This is a genomic window from uncultured Rhodococcus sp., from assembly GCF_963525155.1.
GTDB lineage: Bacteria > Actinomycetota > Actinomycetes > Mycobacteriales > Mycobacteriaceae > Rhodococcus_F > Rhodococcus_F qingshengii.
This window is the reverse complement of sequence record NZ_CAURKP010000121.1, coordinates 1-16,503: the sequence shown is the minus strand read 5'-3', so window position 1 is coordinate 16,503 and position 16,503 is coordinate 1. Positions and strand designations below refer to the sequence as shown.

Genomic DNA, 16,503 nt, shown 5'->3' with positions numbered 1-16,503 from the left:
CTTCTCAGCGACTGCCTTGACGAAGGTAGCGGCGGGGCGGGCGTGGAGGCCGACTGCGGAACCGACGGCAACTGTCTTGCTGGGCATGGGATCTCCTCGTTGTAGAACTGTCGTTGCGGACGTTATGGGGTGTTCGGGCAGATCTGGTGACTCGGGTGGTGACTGCAGTGTTGCCTGCTGTCGATCATGCCGCAGCGGGCACGATTTCGGGGTCGAGTTCGGCATCGGACGGCCCCTTGCGGAAGAACTCCTTGGCTCCGACGACGGCGAGCGCAGCTACCACGGTTCCCGCGGCGAGCGAGACCAGGAACCAGCCGATTCCGCCGACTGCGAAGAAGACGAAGATGCCGCCGTGCGGGGCGCTGAGAGTGACGTCGAAAGCCATGATCAGCGCGCCGGTGACCGCGCCGCCCGCCATCATCGAGGGGATCACGCGAAGCGGGTCGGCAGCGGCGAACGGAATCGCGCCCTCGGAGATGAATGCCGAACCCAGCAACCAGGCAGCCTTTCCGTTCTCCCGTTCGGCTTCGCTGAAGAGCTTGGGACGCAGCACCGTCGAGGCAAGTGCCATGGCAAGCGGCGGAACCATACCGGCAGCCATGACAGCCGCCATGATGCGCAAAGTGGCCGGGTCGTTGACGTTGAGTCCGGCGACGGCGAAGGCGTAAGCCGCCTTGTTGACCGGTCCACCGAGGTCGAAGCACATCATCAGGCCGAGAATGATGCCGAGGAAGATGGCCGAGCTGCCGGACAGTCCGTTGAGCCAGTCGGTGAGACCGGAGGTGATCGCGGCGAGCGGACGCCCGAGGACGATGAACATCAGTGCTCCGACGACCAGCGTCGCGAACAGCGGGATGATTACCACCGGCATCAGGCCTCGCAGCCACTGCGGGACGGCGATCCGGCCGATGTAGAGCGCGACGACACCGGCGATGAGACCACCGACCAAGCCGCCGATGAAACCGGCACCGACGAACACGGCGACCGCGCCGGCTGTGAAGCCGGGAGCGATGCCAGGCCGGTCGGCGATGGCGAAGGCGATGTAGCCGGCCAACGCGGGCACCAGGAAGCTGAATGCCAACGAACCGATCTGGAACAGCACTGCGCCGAGATAGGTGGCCAGACCACCGTCGGGAAGGTTGGTGATCGAGTTGTTGAGAACGATGTCCTTGGCCGGACCGGAGATCTCGTATCCGCCGAGCAGGAAGCCGAGTGCGATCAGCAGACCGCCGGCCGCGACGAACGGGATCATGTAGCTGACACCGGTCAGGAGGACCTGACGGAGGTGGGTGCCGAACCCTACGGAACCGGCATCGGAATCCGCGGCCGCTGCGGCGGTGCCGTCAACGGTGGCGGCGGCGGGATTCTCGGAGGCGCGCAACGCTTCTGCGAGCATCTTGTCCGGCTCGTTGATTGCCCGCTTCACACCGGAAGCGACGACGGGCTTACCGACGAATCGTTCGCGGCCCTTCACTCCGACGTCGGTGGCGAAGATGACCGCGGCGGCTCCCGCGATCACCGAAGGGTCAAGGGGGGTGCTTCCGCTCGAACCTTGCGTTTCGACGTGAACCTTGATGCCGGCGCGTTCACCCGCGGCGACGAGTGAGTCCGCCGCCATGTAGGTGTGAGCGATTCCGGTCGGGCAGGCGGTGACCGCGACGATGTGACGCTCCGCGGGCGCTGGTGCCGGGGTCTCCTCGGTAGCGTGTTTCCCGGTGGAAACAGGTGCCGGGGGTGTCGCTGCCGCAGCCTTTGCTGCAGGATCCTTCGGTGCGGGATTGAGTACCTCGTCGACCAGTCTCACGATCTCGTCCGGCGTCGACGCTTCACGAAGTGACGTGACGAACGCGGGCCTGACGAGTGCTCGGGCCAACGAGGAGAGCAGCTTCATGTGCTCGGCCCCGGCGCCTTCGGGGGCCGCGATCAGGAAGACCAGATCGGCGGGGCCGTCGGGTGCACCGAAGTCGACCTTCGGATCGAGTCGAGCAAACCCCAGGGACGCGGACGAGACAGCCTCGGCGCGGCAGTGGGGAATTGCGATTCCGCCGGGCAGTCCGGTCGCGGACTGCGCTTCGCGAGCGAGTGCGGCATCGACCAGTCCCGCGGCGTCGCTCGCCCGTCCCGCTGCAGTCAATCGCGCTGCGAGAGAACGAATGACATCTTCCTTGGTCGAACCCAGGTCGGTGTCGAGTGAGATCAGTTCGGGACTGATGATCTCCGGGCCGGAACTGCCGGCTGCGGTGGTATCGGACATGTCAGGTTCCTTAGGGCGTCAGGCGAGTTCGGTGGGGACGGGGATGGGAGAGGCGGCATCTGCTGCAGATACCGAAACCGCTGCCAGATCGATCTGTTCGGGTGTGGGAAGGGTTGTGCCGGGAAGGGAGGCAGCGGCGCTTCCGTAGGCGACCGCGTGACGTAGCCGCTCGGATTCCGAGCCGCCGCCAGCTTCGGCGAGGATGTAGCCGGCCAGCGACGAATCGCCTGCGCCGACGGTACTGACTGCGACAATCGGGGGAGCGGTGGCGATCCACGCGCCGTCGGCCGTGACGAGGACGGCACCGGCTGCGCCGAGTGTGGCGAGCACACTGCCGACGCCGCGGTCGACCAATCGCTGCGCCGCCGTGATTGCAGGCCCGGGATCACCGTTCTCGGCAGCGCGTTCGAGGACGTGGCCGTCGACGCCGGTCAGTTGCGCGAGTTCCTCGCCGTTGGGTTTGAGCAGATCAGGTGCCGAGCCGGGGAAGCCTTCGGCGAGTGCCGTCAGTGGGGCGTCCGAGGTGTCGACCGCCACCTTGCACGGGTGATCGCGCAGCGCCGCGACAAGTTCGCCGTACCACCCCAGAGGAACGCCGGGAGGCAGTGAGCCGGACAGCGCGAACCACAGTGCGGTATCGGCGCGGGCGATCAACTCCTGTGCCAGGGCGTCGAGCGTCGAACCGGACAGCGTTGCGCCGGGTTCGTTGATCTTCGTCGTGGTCCCGTCCGGTTCCGCGATGGTGATGTTGGTGCGAGCCGGACCCGTTGTGGCGACGCCGATGTGGGGAATCCCGCCGGCTGCGAGCGCCGAGAGCAAGGGATCGCCACCATTTCCCGGTAGCACCGCGAGCACGTCGAGGTCGGCTGCGGCGAGAACACGCGCGACGTTGACCCCCTTGCCGCCGGGGTCGCTGCGAGTGGAGTGGGCACGTAGGACGGAGCCTCGTTCGAGCCGTTGCTCGAGTTGTACGGTCCGATCGATACTCGGGTTGGCTGTCAGTGTGACGATCATGCGATCACCACCTCGATTCCGTGGTCGTGGAACTCGGATGTGTCTGTGGGACTGATCTCTTCGTCGGTGATGAGGACGTCGATGCTGTCGAGTGGCGCGAAGCTGATCAAGTGCTCGCGGCCGACTTTGCTGGAATCGGCCACCACGACAACGTGATTGGCGGCCTTGACCATCGCTCGTTTGACGGCGGCCTCTTCGCTGTCCGGGGTGGAGAGTCCGTGCCCGACGCTGATCGCGTTGGTTCCGACGAAGGCGACGTCGACCCGCAACGTGCTCAGCAGGCGCAGAGCGTCCTCGCCGACCGCGGCTTGTGTCACCCCGCGAACTCGTCCGCCGAGCAGGATCAGGGAAATCGAGTTCATCGATGCCAGTCGTGCGCCGATCGGCACGGAATTGGTCACGGCCGTGAAGTCGTTCTCGGTCGGTAGTTCGGGGATCATGCGGCCCGTGGTCGTGCCCGCGTCGAAGATGACGCTACCGCCGGTAGGAGGGAGATAGGTGACCGCGCAGCGGGCGATCCGGTCCTTCTGTTGCGCGCGGGTCTGATCGCGTTCCGCCATGCCCGGTTCGGTCACATGGAGGGATCCGGTCGGAACGGCGCCGCCGTGTACACGCCTGATCTGTCCGATCCGCTCGAGGAAGGCCAGATCGCGACGCACGGTCTCGGTGGTCACACCGAAGGTCTCCGACAGCGCCGCCACGGACATGCGTCCGCGCTGCGACACCATGGTGCCGATCGCTTGTTGGCGTTCTTCCGCGTACACGTGCTCTCCGATTCCGAAATGTGATCCGACGGTGCGTTGTGGATCACAGTGAATGTTGCTTTATGTTGTTTTACGCCCGAGTGTGTTGACATGTCAAGACTTGGGAGTAATCTTCGTCACAACGAAGGTGAGGGCTTTACGCGCTCGAGGTGATCCGGTGTGACACCGGGCCCATCGCTCAAGGAGGACAGATGACCGAACAGCTCAACCGAATCACCGTGCACGGCACCCCCGTGGTGCCCGGAATTGCCTACGGCCCGGCTATCTGGCCGTCCAGCCGACCAGAACTCGTCACCGAAGCACCGGCCCTCGACGAGGCCGATCGAGAGGCCGCTGCAGACGCCTTCGTCGCAGCAGCGAAGGCTGTCGAGAACCGCCTTCTCGGACGGGCTGCCGAAGCCACAGGCGCGGCCGCAGAGGTCTTGCAGGCCAACGCGGCGATGGCAGCTGATCGTGGCTGGATCGGGGCGGCCAAGAAGTCGATCACCGGCGGAGTGCCCCCGGTGCAGGCTGCGATCGCGGCGACGGAGCAGTTCGTGGTGCTGTTCACCAAGGTCGGCGGTGTGATGGCCGAGCGCGTCACCGACCTCGAGGACATCCGCGACCGCGTGATCGCCGAACTCTCCGGATTGCCCGAACCCGGAGTTCCGATGCCCGAGACGCCGTCGGTGCTGTGCGCGGACGATCTGGCTCCTGCGGACACCGCGGGCCTCGATGCAACCAAGATCATCGGACTCGTGACCATCTTCGGCGGCCCGACCAGCCACACGGCAATCATCGCGAGGCAGTTGGGCATCCCGTGCATCGTGGCCGCGAAGGAATTGGAATCCATCGCGGCCGGAACACCGATTCTGATCGACGGAACCACCGGCGACGTGATCGCGGAGCCCGATCCCGAGCAGGCGCGCGAACTGGTCGAACAATCCCGGATCGATCGTGAACGCGTCAGCACGTGGACCGGACCAGGCCGGACGTCGGACGGCCGGCCGGTAGACGTTCTCGCCAACGTTCAAGACGGCGCCGGCGCTCGGGCCGCGGCGCTGACCGCAGCGGGAGGCATCGGGCTCTTCCGGACCGAACTCTGCTTCCTCGGCCGTGAGACCGAACCGACCGTTGACGAGCAGGCGGCGATCTACGCCGAAGTTCTCGAGGCCTTCTCAGGCAAGAAGGTCATCATTCGCACGTTGGACGCGGGTTCGGACAAGCCGCTCAAATTCGCCAACCATCAAGAGGAAGCTAATCCGGCCCTCGGCGTTCGCGGGGTGCGAATCGCCTGGCAGGACATGGGGATTCTCGACCGCCAGCTGGACGCGATCGCCGCAGCTGCGGCGTCGACCAACTCGTCCCCGTGGGTCATGGCACCGATGATCGCCACCCCGGCCGAGGCGAAACGTTTTGCCGATGCGGTGCGGGCACGCGATCTCGTTCCCGGAGTCATGGTGGAGATCCCGGCGGCGGCGCTGTTGGCCGACCAGATTCTCGAACACGTCGAATTCCTCTCGATCGGTACCAACGACCTCGCTCAGTACACGATGGCCGCTGACCGTATGTCCTCCGAACTCGCCGACCTGACCGATCCATGGCAGCCCGCGGTGCTCGCCCTTGTCGCACGTACGGCCCAGGCCGGTCAGGCGGCAGGCAAGCGTGTCGGCGTCTGCGGTGAGGCGGCCGCCGATCCACTGTTGGCCTGCGTACTTGCCGGTCTCGGAGTTTCCTCGCTGTCGTGCGCTGCGGCATCGGTCGCGGGTGTGGGAGCGAAGGTCGGGTCCGTCACCATGGCGCAATGTGAGGCGGCTGCTGCGGCCGTGCTGGCAACCGGTGATCCCGTGGCAGCGCGCAAAGCGGCGGCCGACGCAATCAGCTGAACTGGTTTCGTTGGTCTCGGTCGGAGACCGAGCGCCTGACCTCTAGTATTTCGACCTGTGATCGAACGAGAAACAATGACCGGGACCGGCGGAATCGGCTGGACTGTCCACGGAGACGGCAAGCGGATCGCCGACGGCGCCGTCGTGGCGCCGGATGAACGACTGAGTTGGCCGCGCACCATCGGGATCGGGATGCAGCACGTCATCGCGCTGTTCGGAGCGACACTGCTCGTTCCGACCATCACCGGCTTTCCCGTCACGACGACGCTGTTGTTCTCGGGTATCGGCACGGCACTGTTCCTGCTCATCACCCGGGGCCGGATCCCCAGCTATCTCGGTTCGTCCTTCGCGTTCATCGCGCCGCTGACAGCGTCAGCAGGGTCAGGCCCGGCCGCGCAGCTCGGTGCGGTCATGGCCGTCGGCATCGTGTTGATGTTGATCGGCGTCGCCGTGCGTCTGATCGGCAGCCGGGTCATCGACGCCGTCATGCCGCCGGTAGTGACAGGCGCCGTCGTCGCGCTGATCGGTCTCAACCTCGCTCCGACGGCGGTCGGCTCCTTCGAATCGCAGCCGCTGATCGCCACGGTCACGCTCGTTTCGATCCTGCTGGTCACGGTCGTCGGTCCCGGGCTGCTCGGCCGGTTGGGCATTCTGGTCGGCGTCGTGATCGGCTGGGTCTTCGCCGCGGTCATCGGCGGACTCGACAGTGAACGAGTGTCCGCTCTGCGCGAAGCCGACTGGTTCGGGCTGCCGAGTCTGCACGGACCGTCGTTCGACTGGTCGGTGATCGTGCTCGCGCTGCCCGTGGTGATCGTTCTGGTCGCCGAGAACGTCGGACATGTCAAGGCGGTGTCCGCCATGACGGGTAAGTCCCTCGATGACCTGGCCGGCAATGCGCTGTTTGCAGACGGTCTCGCCACGACCTTGGCGGGCGCCGGCGGCGGATCCGGAACCACCACGTATGCCGAGAACATCGGGGTCATGGCAGCGACGCGTGTGTACTCGACCGCGGCGTACTGGGTAGCGGCCGCCACCGCCGTGATCCTGGCATTTTCGCCCAAATTCGGTGCACTGGTCTTCACGGTTCCGAACGGCGTCATCGGCGGTGCGACGATGGTTCTCTACGGACTCATCGGCATTCTCGGTGTGCGCATCTGGATGGAAGCGAAGGTGGACTTCACCGATCCGGTCAACCTGACCGTCGCCGCTGCCGCACTGGTTGCCGGCATCGGGAACCTGACGCTGACCATTGGTTCGGTCGAGCTGGGCGGCATCGCTTGGGGGTCGATCGGCATCCTGGTCGCCTACCCGATCATGCGATACCTCGCCAAATTCCGTACTTCGAGTAACAGATAACCGCTACAGTCACGAATCGTGATCGTTCGGGTCATCGACGGGTATCGCAACAGGTTCTACCGTCGGAGGCAGTGACGTGGGCCCGCGAACTTCGGCGTGCCCAGTCTCAGCGAAAACATCCCGACCGGGTACATCGTCCCCACCGGGTACATCACTGAAGTGCCGTATATCGAATTGCAAGGAGTCGGCGTGGAGCGCACCCTGTTCGAACCGGAACATGAACTCTTCCGGGAGTCGTACCAGAAGTTCTTGGCACAGCACGTGGCACCGAACCACGAGAAGTGGGAAGAGCAGAACATCGTCGATCGTGACGTCTGGGTCGAGGCCGGAAAGCAGGGATTCCTGGGAACCGCGGTACCTGAGGAATTCGGCGGCGGCGGTGTCAAGGATTTCCGCTACAACGCGATCATCACCGAGGAAACCACCAAGGGTGGCTTCAGTGGTATCGGCTTCACGCTGCACAACGACGTGGTGGCGCCGTACCTCCTGGAGTTGACCAACGAGGAGCAGAAGCAGCGTTGGCTACCCGGATTCGCGTCGGGTGAGCTGATCTCGGCGATCGCGATGACCGAACCGGGTACCGGTAGCGACCTGCAGGGCATCAAGACGAAAGCAGTTCGCGACGGGGACCACTGGGTACTCAACGGTTCGAAGACCTTCATCACCAACGGAATCAACGCCGACATCATCATCGTTGTCGCGTGCACCGACCCGGACAAGGGTGCTCAGGGCTTCAGCCTCCTCGTGGTCGAGCGGGACATGCCCGGCTTCGAGCGTGGACGCAATCTCGACAAGATCGGCATGAAGGCTCAGGACACCGCCGAACTCAGCTTCACCGACGTACGCGTTCCCGCTGCCAACCTGCTGGGCGAAGAGGGAATGGGCTTCTTCTACTTGATGAAGAACCTTCCCCAGGAACGACTCTCGATCGCCGTCGTTGCTGCCGCCGCAATGGAATCGGTTCTCGAGAGCACGATCCAGTACTGCCGTGACCGCAAGGCATTCGGCAAGTCGATCGGCAGCTTCCAGAACACCCGATTCGTACTGGCCGAATTGGCAACGGAGACCACGGCAGTGCGCGTCCTGGTGGACAAGTTCATCGAGCAGCTCAATGCCGAGAAGCTGACCGTGCAGGAAGCTGCGATGGCGAAGTGGTGGACCACCGAAGCTCAGGTCAAGCTCATCGACCGCTGCCTCCAGCTGCACGGAGGCTACGGCTACATGAAGGAATACCCGGTTGCCAAGGCGTACATGGACTCTCGTGTGCAGACCATCTACGGTGGCACCACCGAGATCATGAAGGAGATCATCGGACGTTCGCTGAATCTCTGATTCGGGTGATGGACCGCTGATCGTCACGAAAAGACTCTGGGCCCCGGCTGATGCCGGGGCCCAGAGTTTTGTGATCGAGGGTGCGAGCGAACTCAGATCTTCCGCATGACCGTGACAACCTTGCCCAAGATGACGGCGTTGTTGCCGGGAATCGGCTCGAAGAGGTCGTTGTGCGGCATCAGCCACACCTCCTTCTTCGTACGCTTGAACGTCTTCACGGTGGCTTCGCCGTCGATCATTGCGGCCACGATGTCACCGTTCTCGGCGACGTTCTGCTGACGGACGACAACCCAGTCGCCATCGCAGATCGCTGCATCGATCATCGACTCACCGACAACCTTGAGCATGAAGAGCGAACCTTGGCCGACGAGCTCGCGGGGGAGTGGAAACACATCCTCCACAGCTTCCTCGGCGAGGATCGGTCCGCCGGCAGCGATGCGGCCCAGGATGGGGACGAACGCCGGCTCTGGCAGCGGGTCGGCACTGTTGTACTCGCCGGAATGCTTCGACACCGACGCGATGGCGGTATCGGCCGCAACCTCGTCGAGACCCCGAACATCGACTGCACGAGGGCGATTGGGATCGCGTCGAAGGAAGCCCTTGCGCTCCAACGTTCGCAGTTGATGCGCGACCGACGACGTGGAGGTAAGCCCCACCGCATCCCCGATTTCGCGAATGCTCGGCGGATACCCGCGCTCCGTCACCGAATCGCGGATCACTTCGAGAACGCGCCGCTGACGCTCGGTGAGCGTCTCGCTCGACGGAGACGGAACTGCAGAAGCTCCTGCCTCCGCGGCTGTGCTGGAGCGATCGTCCTTCATGGCCTGTTGCCTCCGTGTCTGAAGAAGTCGTGTCTGAAGAAGTCGTGTCTGAACAAGTCGTGTCTGAAAAACAGCCTGCAAAAGTGCCTGCAAAGTGCCTGGTGCAAGTCGCGCAGAAACCTGTCGGTGCCTCCTGCCAACATTCGAGCTGTCGACAAACACGGAGGCTTTCGCAATTCCCGCTGTGTGGTCTGACACGAATCTAGCCGGATTTGCTCGCGGTTTCAAACATCTGTTCGATTCGTGTCGCTCCAAGTAGAGACATTGTCGGCCAGGCGTGGTAGAAATTCGAACATGCGTTCCATCGAACGCATGATCGAACACATCGATCGGTGTCGACCAGCGGAGGTCACGATGGGTAACGCAGCACTGAAAAGCAACAGGGTTTTCGACGACGCGATTGGTTTCGACGCGTTTGGTTTCGACGGTACGTCGGCACTGAAGTACCACCCCTCGTTCTATGGGCCCGATGCAGACGCTGTGTCCTTCGAACGGCGCGGAGCGGCCGAAATGCATGGCGTGGCCAGGGATGTCGACAACGAACCGCAGGCGGCCGTCGTTCGCCGGGTTCCGGCGGTGGGCGCGGTTTCAGGTTCGCGTTCGTTGCGCGAATCTCCTCGCCGGTGGGACAGCGAGCACGATTCGTCACGCCCGTACGGAGGAAGTTTCGCGCACCGAAACAGGGTCGGTGTGTCACGGGTCGAACATGAAGTGGCCGCCGAGGATGTCAGTTGGAAGACGGTTTTCCTGGGCGCCGTATTCACCGCATTCGCAGTGTTGGCGTTGGTGGGGATCGGCGCTTTGTCGAGTGGTGACGTAGCTGCGACAAACGGCGCGACCGAAGTGGTTCGCGTTGCCGCGGGTGAATCCCTCAGTGATATTGCTGCCAAGGTTGCACCTGGCCAGGCTGTCGGTTCGGTGATCGAGCAGATCATGGATCTCAATGCGATGTCGAGTTCCGGACTGTCAGTGGGACAAACGCTGATCGTGCCGGCCTCGGGGCGCTGACCTACCCCGTACCAGGCGGGGGCGTACCGAGCGTGAGAGCAGTCCGTTCACAGCGAGTAAGCTGTCCACTTGACAGTCCCACCACCTCGGGTGGTCGCGTTGAGTACGTGGATCTGCTCTGTAAATCGTCGGAGGATTTGCAGTCGGTAGCGAATCTGAGTTGCGGCCATTTCGGCGACAACGAAGGAACCCCGATGCATTGCCCGTTCTGCCGGCACCCTGATTCCCGAGTGGTCGATTCGCGCGAGGCCGACGAGGGCCAGGCGATCAGGCGGCGCCGTTCGTGCCCCGAGTGTGGCCGCCGATTCACCACGGTCGAGACGGCAGTTCTCTCGGTCGTGAAGCGCAGCGGCGTCACGGAGCCTTTCAGCCGAGAAAAGGTTGTCAAAGGTGTGCGTCGCGCATGCCAGGGCCGCCAAGTGGACAACGATTCGCTGAATTTGCTCGCCCAGCAGGTCGAAGATGCCGTTCGAGCTTCGGGTTCTGCCGAAATTCCCAGTAACGAGGTAGGGCTCGCGATCCTCGATCCGCTTCGAAATCTCGACGAAGTCGCCTACCTGCGATTCGCATCGGTGTACAAGTCCTTCAGCTCGGCTGCGGATTTCGAACGTGAGATCACCGACATGCGCGAGCATGCAGAGACCCGTGCCGCCGAGAAGGCTCCCGGCGCCGAGACCGTTTCCGTCGACTGAGGCCTTCGCCTCAGATAACGCTGAGAGCACAGAGCGGTCTTAGGTAACGCTGAGAACACAAAGCGAACAATCGAACAAATCGGGCACGTTATTCGCTTAGTGTCTACCAGGTACGTTCGTCCGCATCTCGGATCTTCACGGAGGCGTTATGAACTTAGTTGCAGTTCTCGGAGTCGTGAACAGCCTGGTAACCCTCGGGTTCGCCAACACTGTTGCCACCTTTGGCGGTTTCCTCACCAACGTCAACATTCAGACAATCTACTGATCGCGCAATTCTCGCCGAACATCAACGCTTGATCGCTTCGATAGCTTTCAGGACTCGCTTTTCGGAAATCGGTGTGGGTGTACCGAGGGACTGCGCAAACAGGCTCACGCGCAGTTCCTCGATCATCCAACTGATCGCGTCGACATCTCGAGCAGTGCGACGCTCTTCGGGAAGCGAACTCAACAACCGGTCGTACGCTGCGTACACCCGGTCGAGGACATCCATAGCCTGCTGATCTCGTTGTGCACTTGCGGGCAGAGCTTCGAGACGGAATTTTGCTGCGGCAAGATACCGCGGTAAATCGCGTAGGCGGGCCGATCCCAGTTCGGCGACAAATCCCGGAAAGAGCAGTGAGGTCAGCTGTTCTCGGACGTCGTCGGCCGCCTCGCCGCGCGAGCGGTCCAGCACGACGCTCAGTTGGTGTGCTTGTTCGAGGATCGGAACAATCATGCGCAGGATCGCGGAAACGCGTCCGGCCAGTTCGGAGCGTGCGATCTTCACCAGGGCATCGAACGCTTCAGGCGTGCGTACCGGTCCACCGTGGGCCGCAATCACTTCGTTGGCAGCTGCCACCCGGCAATCTTCGACGAGGGCCTCCAAGCCGCCGTCCGGATTCTGGCCGAGAGCCAGACGCTGAGTGTTCGACAAGCCGGCGGTCACTGCCTTGAGTTGGGTGGGAACGGCCGCGAGGAGAAGCGCCCGCGTACCTTCCCTCATCGCCTGCGCCTGCGCGGCCGGCGTACTCAGGACACGAACGGCAACTCCGCCGTTCTCCGGCACCAGAGCTGGGTAGCCGGTCACCTGCTGTCCGCCGATGGAGCGAGTGATGGTCTGTTCCAATGCGCCCAGCGTTTCGGATGTCCAGACGGTTGCCGCTGCCCGTTCGGTTCCGGTTGCCGCCTTGGCCACTTCCTTCTGCACGCGCGGGGCGAGCGTGCGTCGTAGCTGCGCCAGATCCTTACCCTTCGCGAGAACCTTGCCCGATTCGTCCTCGACGACAAATGTCATCCGAAGATGGTCGGGCAGCGCGGCGGGATCGAAGTCCTTGGCGTCGATCTGGATCCCGCCCAAGTGCGAGAGTTCGCGGGCCATTGCGGTCATCAACGGCTCGGATCGAGGTTTGACTGCTGCCAATGCTGCGGCGGCATAATCCGGAGCCGGAACGACAGCGCGTCGAATGTTCTTGGGCAACGTCTTGATCAGAGCGGTAACGAGATCGACGCGCATACCGGGGACCAACCAGTCGAAGCCGACCGGCTGAAGTTGCGCGAGCAGGCCGACCGGGATGTGCGCGCTGACGCCGTCGTCGTCTTTTCCCGGCTCGAATTGGTAAGTGAGTGGAAACTGCATGTCGCCTTGGCGCCAGGCGTCCGGGTACTCGCCGCCCAGTACTGCAGCTGCATCGGAGTTGACCACCGTTTCCGGTGTGAAAGTCAGCAGACTCGGATTCTTGCGCCGCTCGGTCTTCCACCACTGGTCGAAATGCTTGGCGGATACGGCTTCCTGGCCGATACGTTCGTCGTAGAACTCGTAGAGAGTTTCGTCGTCGACGAGGATGTCGCGTCGGCGCGCGCGGTTCTCGAGTTCCTCGACGTTGTCGAGGAGTGCACGGTTTTCGTGGAAGAACTTGTGGTTCGTCTGCCATTCGCCCTGCACGAGCGCATGGCGGATGAAGAGATCGCGAGAGGCCTCGGGATCGATTCGTGAGTACGTCACTGCGCGGCCGGTTACCAGAGGAACTCCGTAGAGAGTGACCCGCTCGTATGCCATCGCCGAGCCGCGCTTGGAGGACCAGTGCGGTTCGGAATAGGTCCGTTTCACCAGGTGCGGGGCGAGCTTTTCAGCCCACTCGGGTTCGATACGCGCTGACATGCGCGCCCACAGCCTCGACGTTTCCACGAGTTCGGCGGCCATGACCCAGCGTGGTGGCTTCTTGAACAGTCCTGATCCGGGGAAGATCGCGAAGTGGCTGCCCCTGGCGCCGAGGTAGTCCCGCTTCTCGCCCTCGCGTAGCCCGATATGCGAGAGCAATCCGGCAAGGAGCGACTGATGGATCGCGTTCTCGCTTGCCGGTGTCTCTCCCACTGTCCAGCCGAGACCGCGGGTGATCTGCCGGAGTTGCCCGTGCAGATCCTGCCATTCGCGGATGCGGAGCCAGTGCAGGAACTCGTTCCGGCACATCTTGCGAAACTGGTTGGAGGACAGATCGTTACGTTGTTCGCGTAAGTAGTCCCACAGTTTCAGGTAGGCCAGGAAGTCGGAGTTCTCGACGTTGAAGCGGGCGTGCTTTTCGTCGGCGGCTTGCTGGAACTCGGCGGGCCGCTCGCGAACGTCCTGGATGGACAACGCCGCGACGATGACAAGGGTTTCGTGAAGGCAACCGTTGTTCTTGGCTTCCACCAGCATCCGCGCCATCCGCGGATCCACCGGAATCTGGGCCAGCTCGCGGCCGACCGGCGTCAGTTCGGGGTGGCTGGCCTCGGAACCTCGCGCGATGGCGCCGAGTTCTTCGAGGAGTCCGATTCCGTCCTTCACGGCGCGCTGGTCCGGCGGTTCGACGAAGGGGAATGCCGCGATGTCGCCCAGGCCGAGGGCCGTCATCTGCAAGATCACGGATGCGAGGTTGGTTCGCAGGATCTCCGGTTCGGTGAATGCCGGCCGTGACTCGAAGTCCTCCTCGGAATACAGGCGGATGCAGATTCCTTCGGCGACGCGGCCGCAACGCCCGGAACGCTGACGAGCTGACGCCTGCGAAATGGGCTCGATCGGCAACCGCTGAACCTTGGTGCGCACCGAATATCGCGAAATGCGCGCGGTTCCCGGATCGACGACGTACCGAATGCCGGGAACGGTCAGCGAGGTCTCGGCCACGTTGGTGGCAAGGACGACGCGTCGGCCGGTGTGCGGCGAGAACACTTTGTGTTGCTCGGCGGCAGACAGCCGCGCGTACAGCGGGACGATTTCGGTGTTGCGAAGACGCCGATCGCGTAAAGCATCTGCGGTGTCGCGAATTTCGCGTTCGCCGGAGAGGAAGACCAAGATGTCGCCTTCGCCCTCCGCGCTCAGCTCGTCGACCGCCTCGCAGACCGCGTCGACGGGATCGCGGTCGAAGGTGATGTCGCCGGATTCGACGGTCAGTGGCCGGTAACGCATTTCGACAGGGAATGTTCGCCCGGAAACCTCGACGATCGGCGCGGGCTTACCGTCGACAGCGAAGTGCTTGGCGAAGCGCTCGGGATCGATGGTCGCCGACGTGATGATGACCTTGAGATCGGGTCGGCGGGGGAGCAGCTGAGCCAGGTAACCGAGGATGAAGTCGATGTTGAGGCTGCGTTCGTGCGCTTCGTCGATGATCAGCGTGTCGTAGCGTCGGAGCATACGGTCGCGCTGAATTTCGGCGAGGAGAATGCCGTCGGTCATGAGCTTGACGTAGGTGCGGTCCGAGACCTGGTCGGTGAACCGCACGGTGTATCCGACGGCGTCGCCGAGTTCGGTGTCGAGTTCTTCGGCGATACGTTCGGCAACGGTGCGTGCTGCCAACCGGCGCGGCTGTGTGTGTCCGATCAGACCGCGGACGCCACGTCCGAGTTCGAGACAGATCTTCGGGATCTGGGTTGTCTTACCCGAGCCGGTCTCGCCGGCGACGATGACAACCTGATTTTCCGAGATCGCGGTCGCGATGTCGTCCTTGCGCTGACTGACGGGCAGAGCTTCCGGATACGAGACTGCGGGAACATTGGCGGAGCGTGCGGCCAACCGCGTGCGCGCCGTTTCGATTTCCTCGGCCAGCGCCACCAAAGCGTCTGGTGTGCGGGCACGGTCGAGTTTGCGACGGAGTCGACTCTCGTCGCGGAGTGAGACCTGCGCCAGCGCGCTCTTCAGGTCACTCCGCTTGGGGGAGAGCGGGGCCGGTGGTGTTGTAGACATGCTGATGACAGCCTATCGAACGCGTTCACAACTACCGCTCGCAGATCGTTTTGATGTGCAAATATCGACCAGTGACGACAAATACCGCAAATGAGTCATCGGTGCCTGTCTTGTCGACGCCGATCGCCGTGCGAGCCCTGAGACTGTTGTTTGCTGTGTTCGGACTTGCCGCTTTGCTGTGGATCCCGATCCGTGACGCGGCTGAGCTGTCTCTGTCGAACTATCTGAGCTACTTCACCATCGAGAGCAACATTCTTGCGGTGATCGTGTTGCTGGTCGGTGCAATTCGAGATCCACAATCGCAGGCGTGGCAGTCGATCCGAGGGGCGGTGACGCTGTACATGGTGATCACCGGGATCATCTACGCCGTGCTCCTGGCCGATATCGACGTCAATTTGAACGATGCCTGGATCAACTCAGCACTGCATCGGATTCTTCCCCTGGTCATGCTTCTCGACTGGGTGTTCTTCGCTTCGAGGCACAGGATCTCCGAAGCCCGCTCACTGCAGTGGCTGCTGTTTCCGGTGATCTACGCGGTGTACACGTTGATTCGAGGGCCGATCGCCGACTGGTATCCGTATCCGTTCATGGATCCTCGCCACCAGGGCTATCTGGCCCTGTTCATCGGATTCGTCGTACTGGGCATCGCGATGGCCCTGATGGCGTTGGCGGTCAATGCCGTCGGACGGCTGGGAGCCGGGTTACGCGGACGGAACGCTGCGAAGTCCTAGGGGATTGCCGGAGGCGAGCACCTGCTCGAGGCGGTCCACGTTCGGGTGCTTACCGGGGTTCGCCCGGGCGTCCTCGGTGTGCTCGGCGAAGATCGTCAATCCTGCCGAGGCGGCTTCGGGTGTCAGCGCGCCGTAGACCTGAGCGAGATGGTTGTACACCTTGACCGAGCCGGACTTTCCGGGCTTGTTCTCCACGGTGTCGACGACGGTTCCGTCGGCGTCGAGTACCTCGATGGCGGCCAGATGATCGATGGCGGGCAGTGCTGCAAGATTGTCGGCAAAAGTCATGGTCGACAGATTACGGGTGCGCCCGTGAAAGCCGGTGCCGGGCGAGCGCCGTCGTGCGCGGATTCCTGGTGTCGATATAGTCGCAGCACATCGTTTGCACACCAGCATCGTTTGTATTCGAAGGGGACAATGATGGCTTCGGCATTGTGGCACGGGTTCGCGGACATGGGCGCTGTGGAGAAGAAC

13 protein-coding genes are annotated in these 16,503 nt (G+C 63.1%); 6 read left to right on the top strand and 7 right to left on the bottom strand.

What is annotated here, in order from left to right:
• The 4 genes from RWT78_RS20770 to RWT78_RS20755 all read right to left on the bottom strand — a co-directional run.
• On the bottom strand, positions 1–87 hold an 87-nt coding region (locus RWT78_RS20770), incomplete at its 3' end, for an HPr family phosphocarrier protein (RefSeq protein ID WP_314677816.1).
• A gap of 97 nt (positions 88–184) precedes the next feature.
• Positions 185–2,254, bottom strand: coding sequence for a fructose-specific PTS transporter subunit EIIC (locus tag RWT78_RS20765; protein ID WP_162113585.1), 2,070 nt, complete (start codon positions 2,252–2,254; stop codon positions 185–187).
• Positions 2,255–2,272: 18 nt separating this feature from the next.
• A complete protein-coding gene (locus tag RWT78_RS20760) occupies positions 2,273–3,268 on the bottom strand; it encodes a 1-phosphofructokinase family hexose kinase (protein ID WP_007735190.1) in 996 nt (331 codons plus the stop codon).
• Positions 3,265–4,032 (bottom strand): DeoR/GlpR family DNA-binding transcription regulator, encoded by a 768-nt coding sequence (locus tag RWT78_RS20755; protein ID WP_003942134.1) that lies wholly within the window; start codon positions 4,030–4,032, stop codon positions 3,265–3,267. Before RWT78_RS20755 ends, RWT78_RS20760 begins: the two co-directional genes overlap by 4 nt.
• Before the next feature lie 191 nt (positions 4,033–4,223).
• On the opposite strand from RWT78_RS20755, the gene RWT78_RS20750 reads away from it, so the two are divergent.
• The 3 genes from RWT78_RS20750 to RWT78_RS20740 all read left to right on the top strand — a co-directional run bounded on the left by RWT78_RS20750 (position 4,224) and on the right by RWT78_RS20740 (position 8,585).
• Positions 4,224–5,897, top strand: coding sequence for a putative PEP-binding protein (locus RWT78_RS20750; RefSeq protein ID WP_314677807.1), 1,674 nt, complete (start codon positions 4,224–4,226; stop codon positions 5,895–5,897).
• Between the two features lie 75 nt (positions 5,898–5,972).
• Positions 5,973–7,253 (top strand): solute carrier family 23 protein, encoded by a 1,281-nt coding sequence (locus tag RWT78_RS20745; protein WP_314677804.1) that lies wholly within the window; start codon positions 5,973–5,975, stop codon positions 7,251–7,253.
• 189 nt (positions 7,254–7,442) lie between these two features.
• Complete coding sequence (locus tag RWT78_RS20740) at positions 7,443–8,585, top strand: acyl-CoA dehydrogenase family protein (RefSeq protein WP_054826582.1); 1,143 nt, start codon at positions 7,443–7,445, stop codon at positions 8,583–8,585.
• Between the two features lie 92 nt (positions 8,586–8,677).
• On the opposite strand, the gene lexA is transcribed toward RWT78_RS20740, so the two are convergent.
• A complete protein-coding gene (gene lexA / locus RWT78_RS20735) occupies positions 8,678–9,406 on the bottom strand; it encodes a transcriptional repressor LexA (protein ID WP_007735195.1) in 729 nt (242 codons plus the stop codon).
• 294 nt (positions 9,407–9,700) lie between these two features.
• Here lexA and RWT78_RS20730 point away from each other — a divergent pair, with 294 nt between their 5' ends.
• Positions 9,701–10,414 (top strand): LysM peptidoglycan-binding domain-containing protein, encoded by a 714-nt coding sequence (locus RWT78_RS20730; RefSeq protein ID WP_030535544.1) that lies wholly within the window; start codon positions 9,701–9,703, stop codon positions 10,412–10,414.
• 194 nt (positions 10,415–10,608) lie between these two features.
• A complete protein-coding gene (gene nrdR / locus RWT78_RS20725) occupies positions 10,609–11,106 on the top strand; it encodes a transcriptional regulator NrdR (protein WP_030535543.1) in 498 nt (165 codons plus the stop codon).
• 286 nt (positions 11,107–11,392) lie between these two features.
• Here nrdR and hrpA read toward each other — a convergent pair whose 3' ends face one another.
• Complete coding sequence (hrpA, locus tag RWT78_RS20720; RefSeq protein ID WP_050655801.1) at positions 11,393–15,298, bottom strand: ATP-dependent RNA helicase HrpA; 3,906 nt, start codon at positions 15,296–15,298, stop codon at positions 11,393–11,395.
• 101 nt (positions 15,299–15,399) lie between these two features.
• On the opposite strand from hrpA, the gene RWT78_RS20715 reads away from it, so the two are divergent.
• Positions 15,400–16,029 (top strand): Pr6Pr family membrane protein, encoded by a 630-nt coding sequence (locus RWT78_RS20715; protein ID WP_314677796.1) that lies wholly within the window; start codon positions 15,400–15,402, stop codon positions 16,027–16,029.
• On the opposite strand, the gene RWT78_RS20710 is transcribed toward RWT78_RS20715, so the two are convergent.
• Complete coding sequence (locus RWT78_RS20710) at positions 16,000–16,317, bottom strand: DUF2322 family protein (RefSeq protein WP_058226259.1); 318 nt, start codon at positions 16,315–16,317, stop codon at positions 16,000–16,002. The genes RWT78_RS20715 and RWT78_RS20710 overlap by 30 nt on opposite strands.
• Positions 16,318–16,503: the final 186 nt, after the last annotated feature.

What these genes read in the sequence shown, in the direction of transcription:
- RWT78_RS20765 (WP_162113585.1), bottom strand. Translation starts at nt 2,254, where the DNA reads ATGTCCGATACCACCGCAGCCGGCAGTTCCGGCCCGGAGATCATCAGT.
- RWT78_RS20760 (WP_007735190.1), bottom strand. Translation starts at nt 3,268, where the DNA reads ATGATCGTCACACTGACAGCCAACCCGAGTATCGATCGGACCGTACAA.
- RWT78_RS20750 (WP_314677807.1), top strand. Translation starts at nt 4,224, where the DNA reads ATGACCGAACAGCTCAACCGAATCACCGTGCACGGCACCCCCGTGGTG.
- RWT78_RS20745 (WP_314677804.1), top strand. Translation starts at nt 5,973, where the DNA reads ATGACCGGGACCGGCGGAATCGGCTGGACTGTCCACGGAGACGGCAAG.
- lexA (WP_007735195.1), bottom strand. Translation starts at nt 9,406, where the DNA reads ATGAAGGACGATCGCTCCAGCACAGCCGCGGAGGCAGGAGCTTCTGCA.
- RWT78_RS20730 (WP_030535544.1), top strand. Translation starts at nt 9,701, where the DNA reads ATGCGTTCCATCGAACGCATGATCGAACACATCGATCGGTGTCGACCA.
- nrdR (WP_030535543.1), top strand. Translation starts at nt 10,609, where the DNA reads ATGCATTGCCCGTTCTGCCGGCACCCTGATTCCCGAGTGGTCGATTCG.
- hrpA (WP_050655801.1), bottom strand. Translation starts at nt 15,298, where the DNA reads ATGTCTACAACACCACCGGCCCCGCTCTCCCCCAAGCGGAGTGACCTG.
- RWT78_RS20710 (WP_058226259.1), bottom strand. Translation starts at nt 16,317, where the DNA reads ATGACTTTTGCCGACAATCTTGCAGCACTGCCCGCCATCGATCATCTG.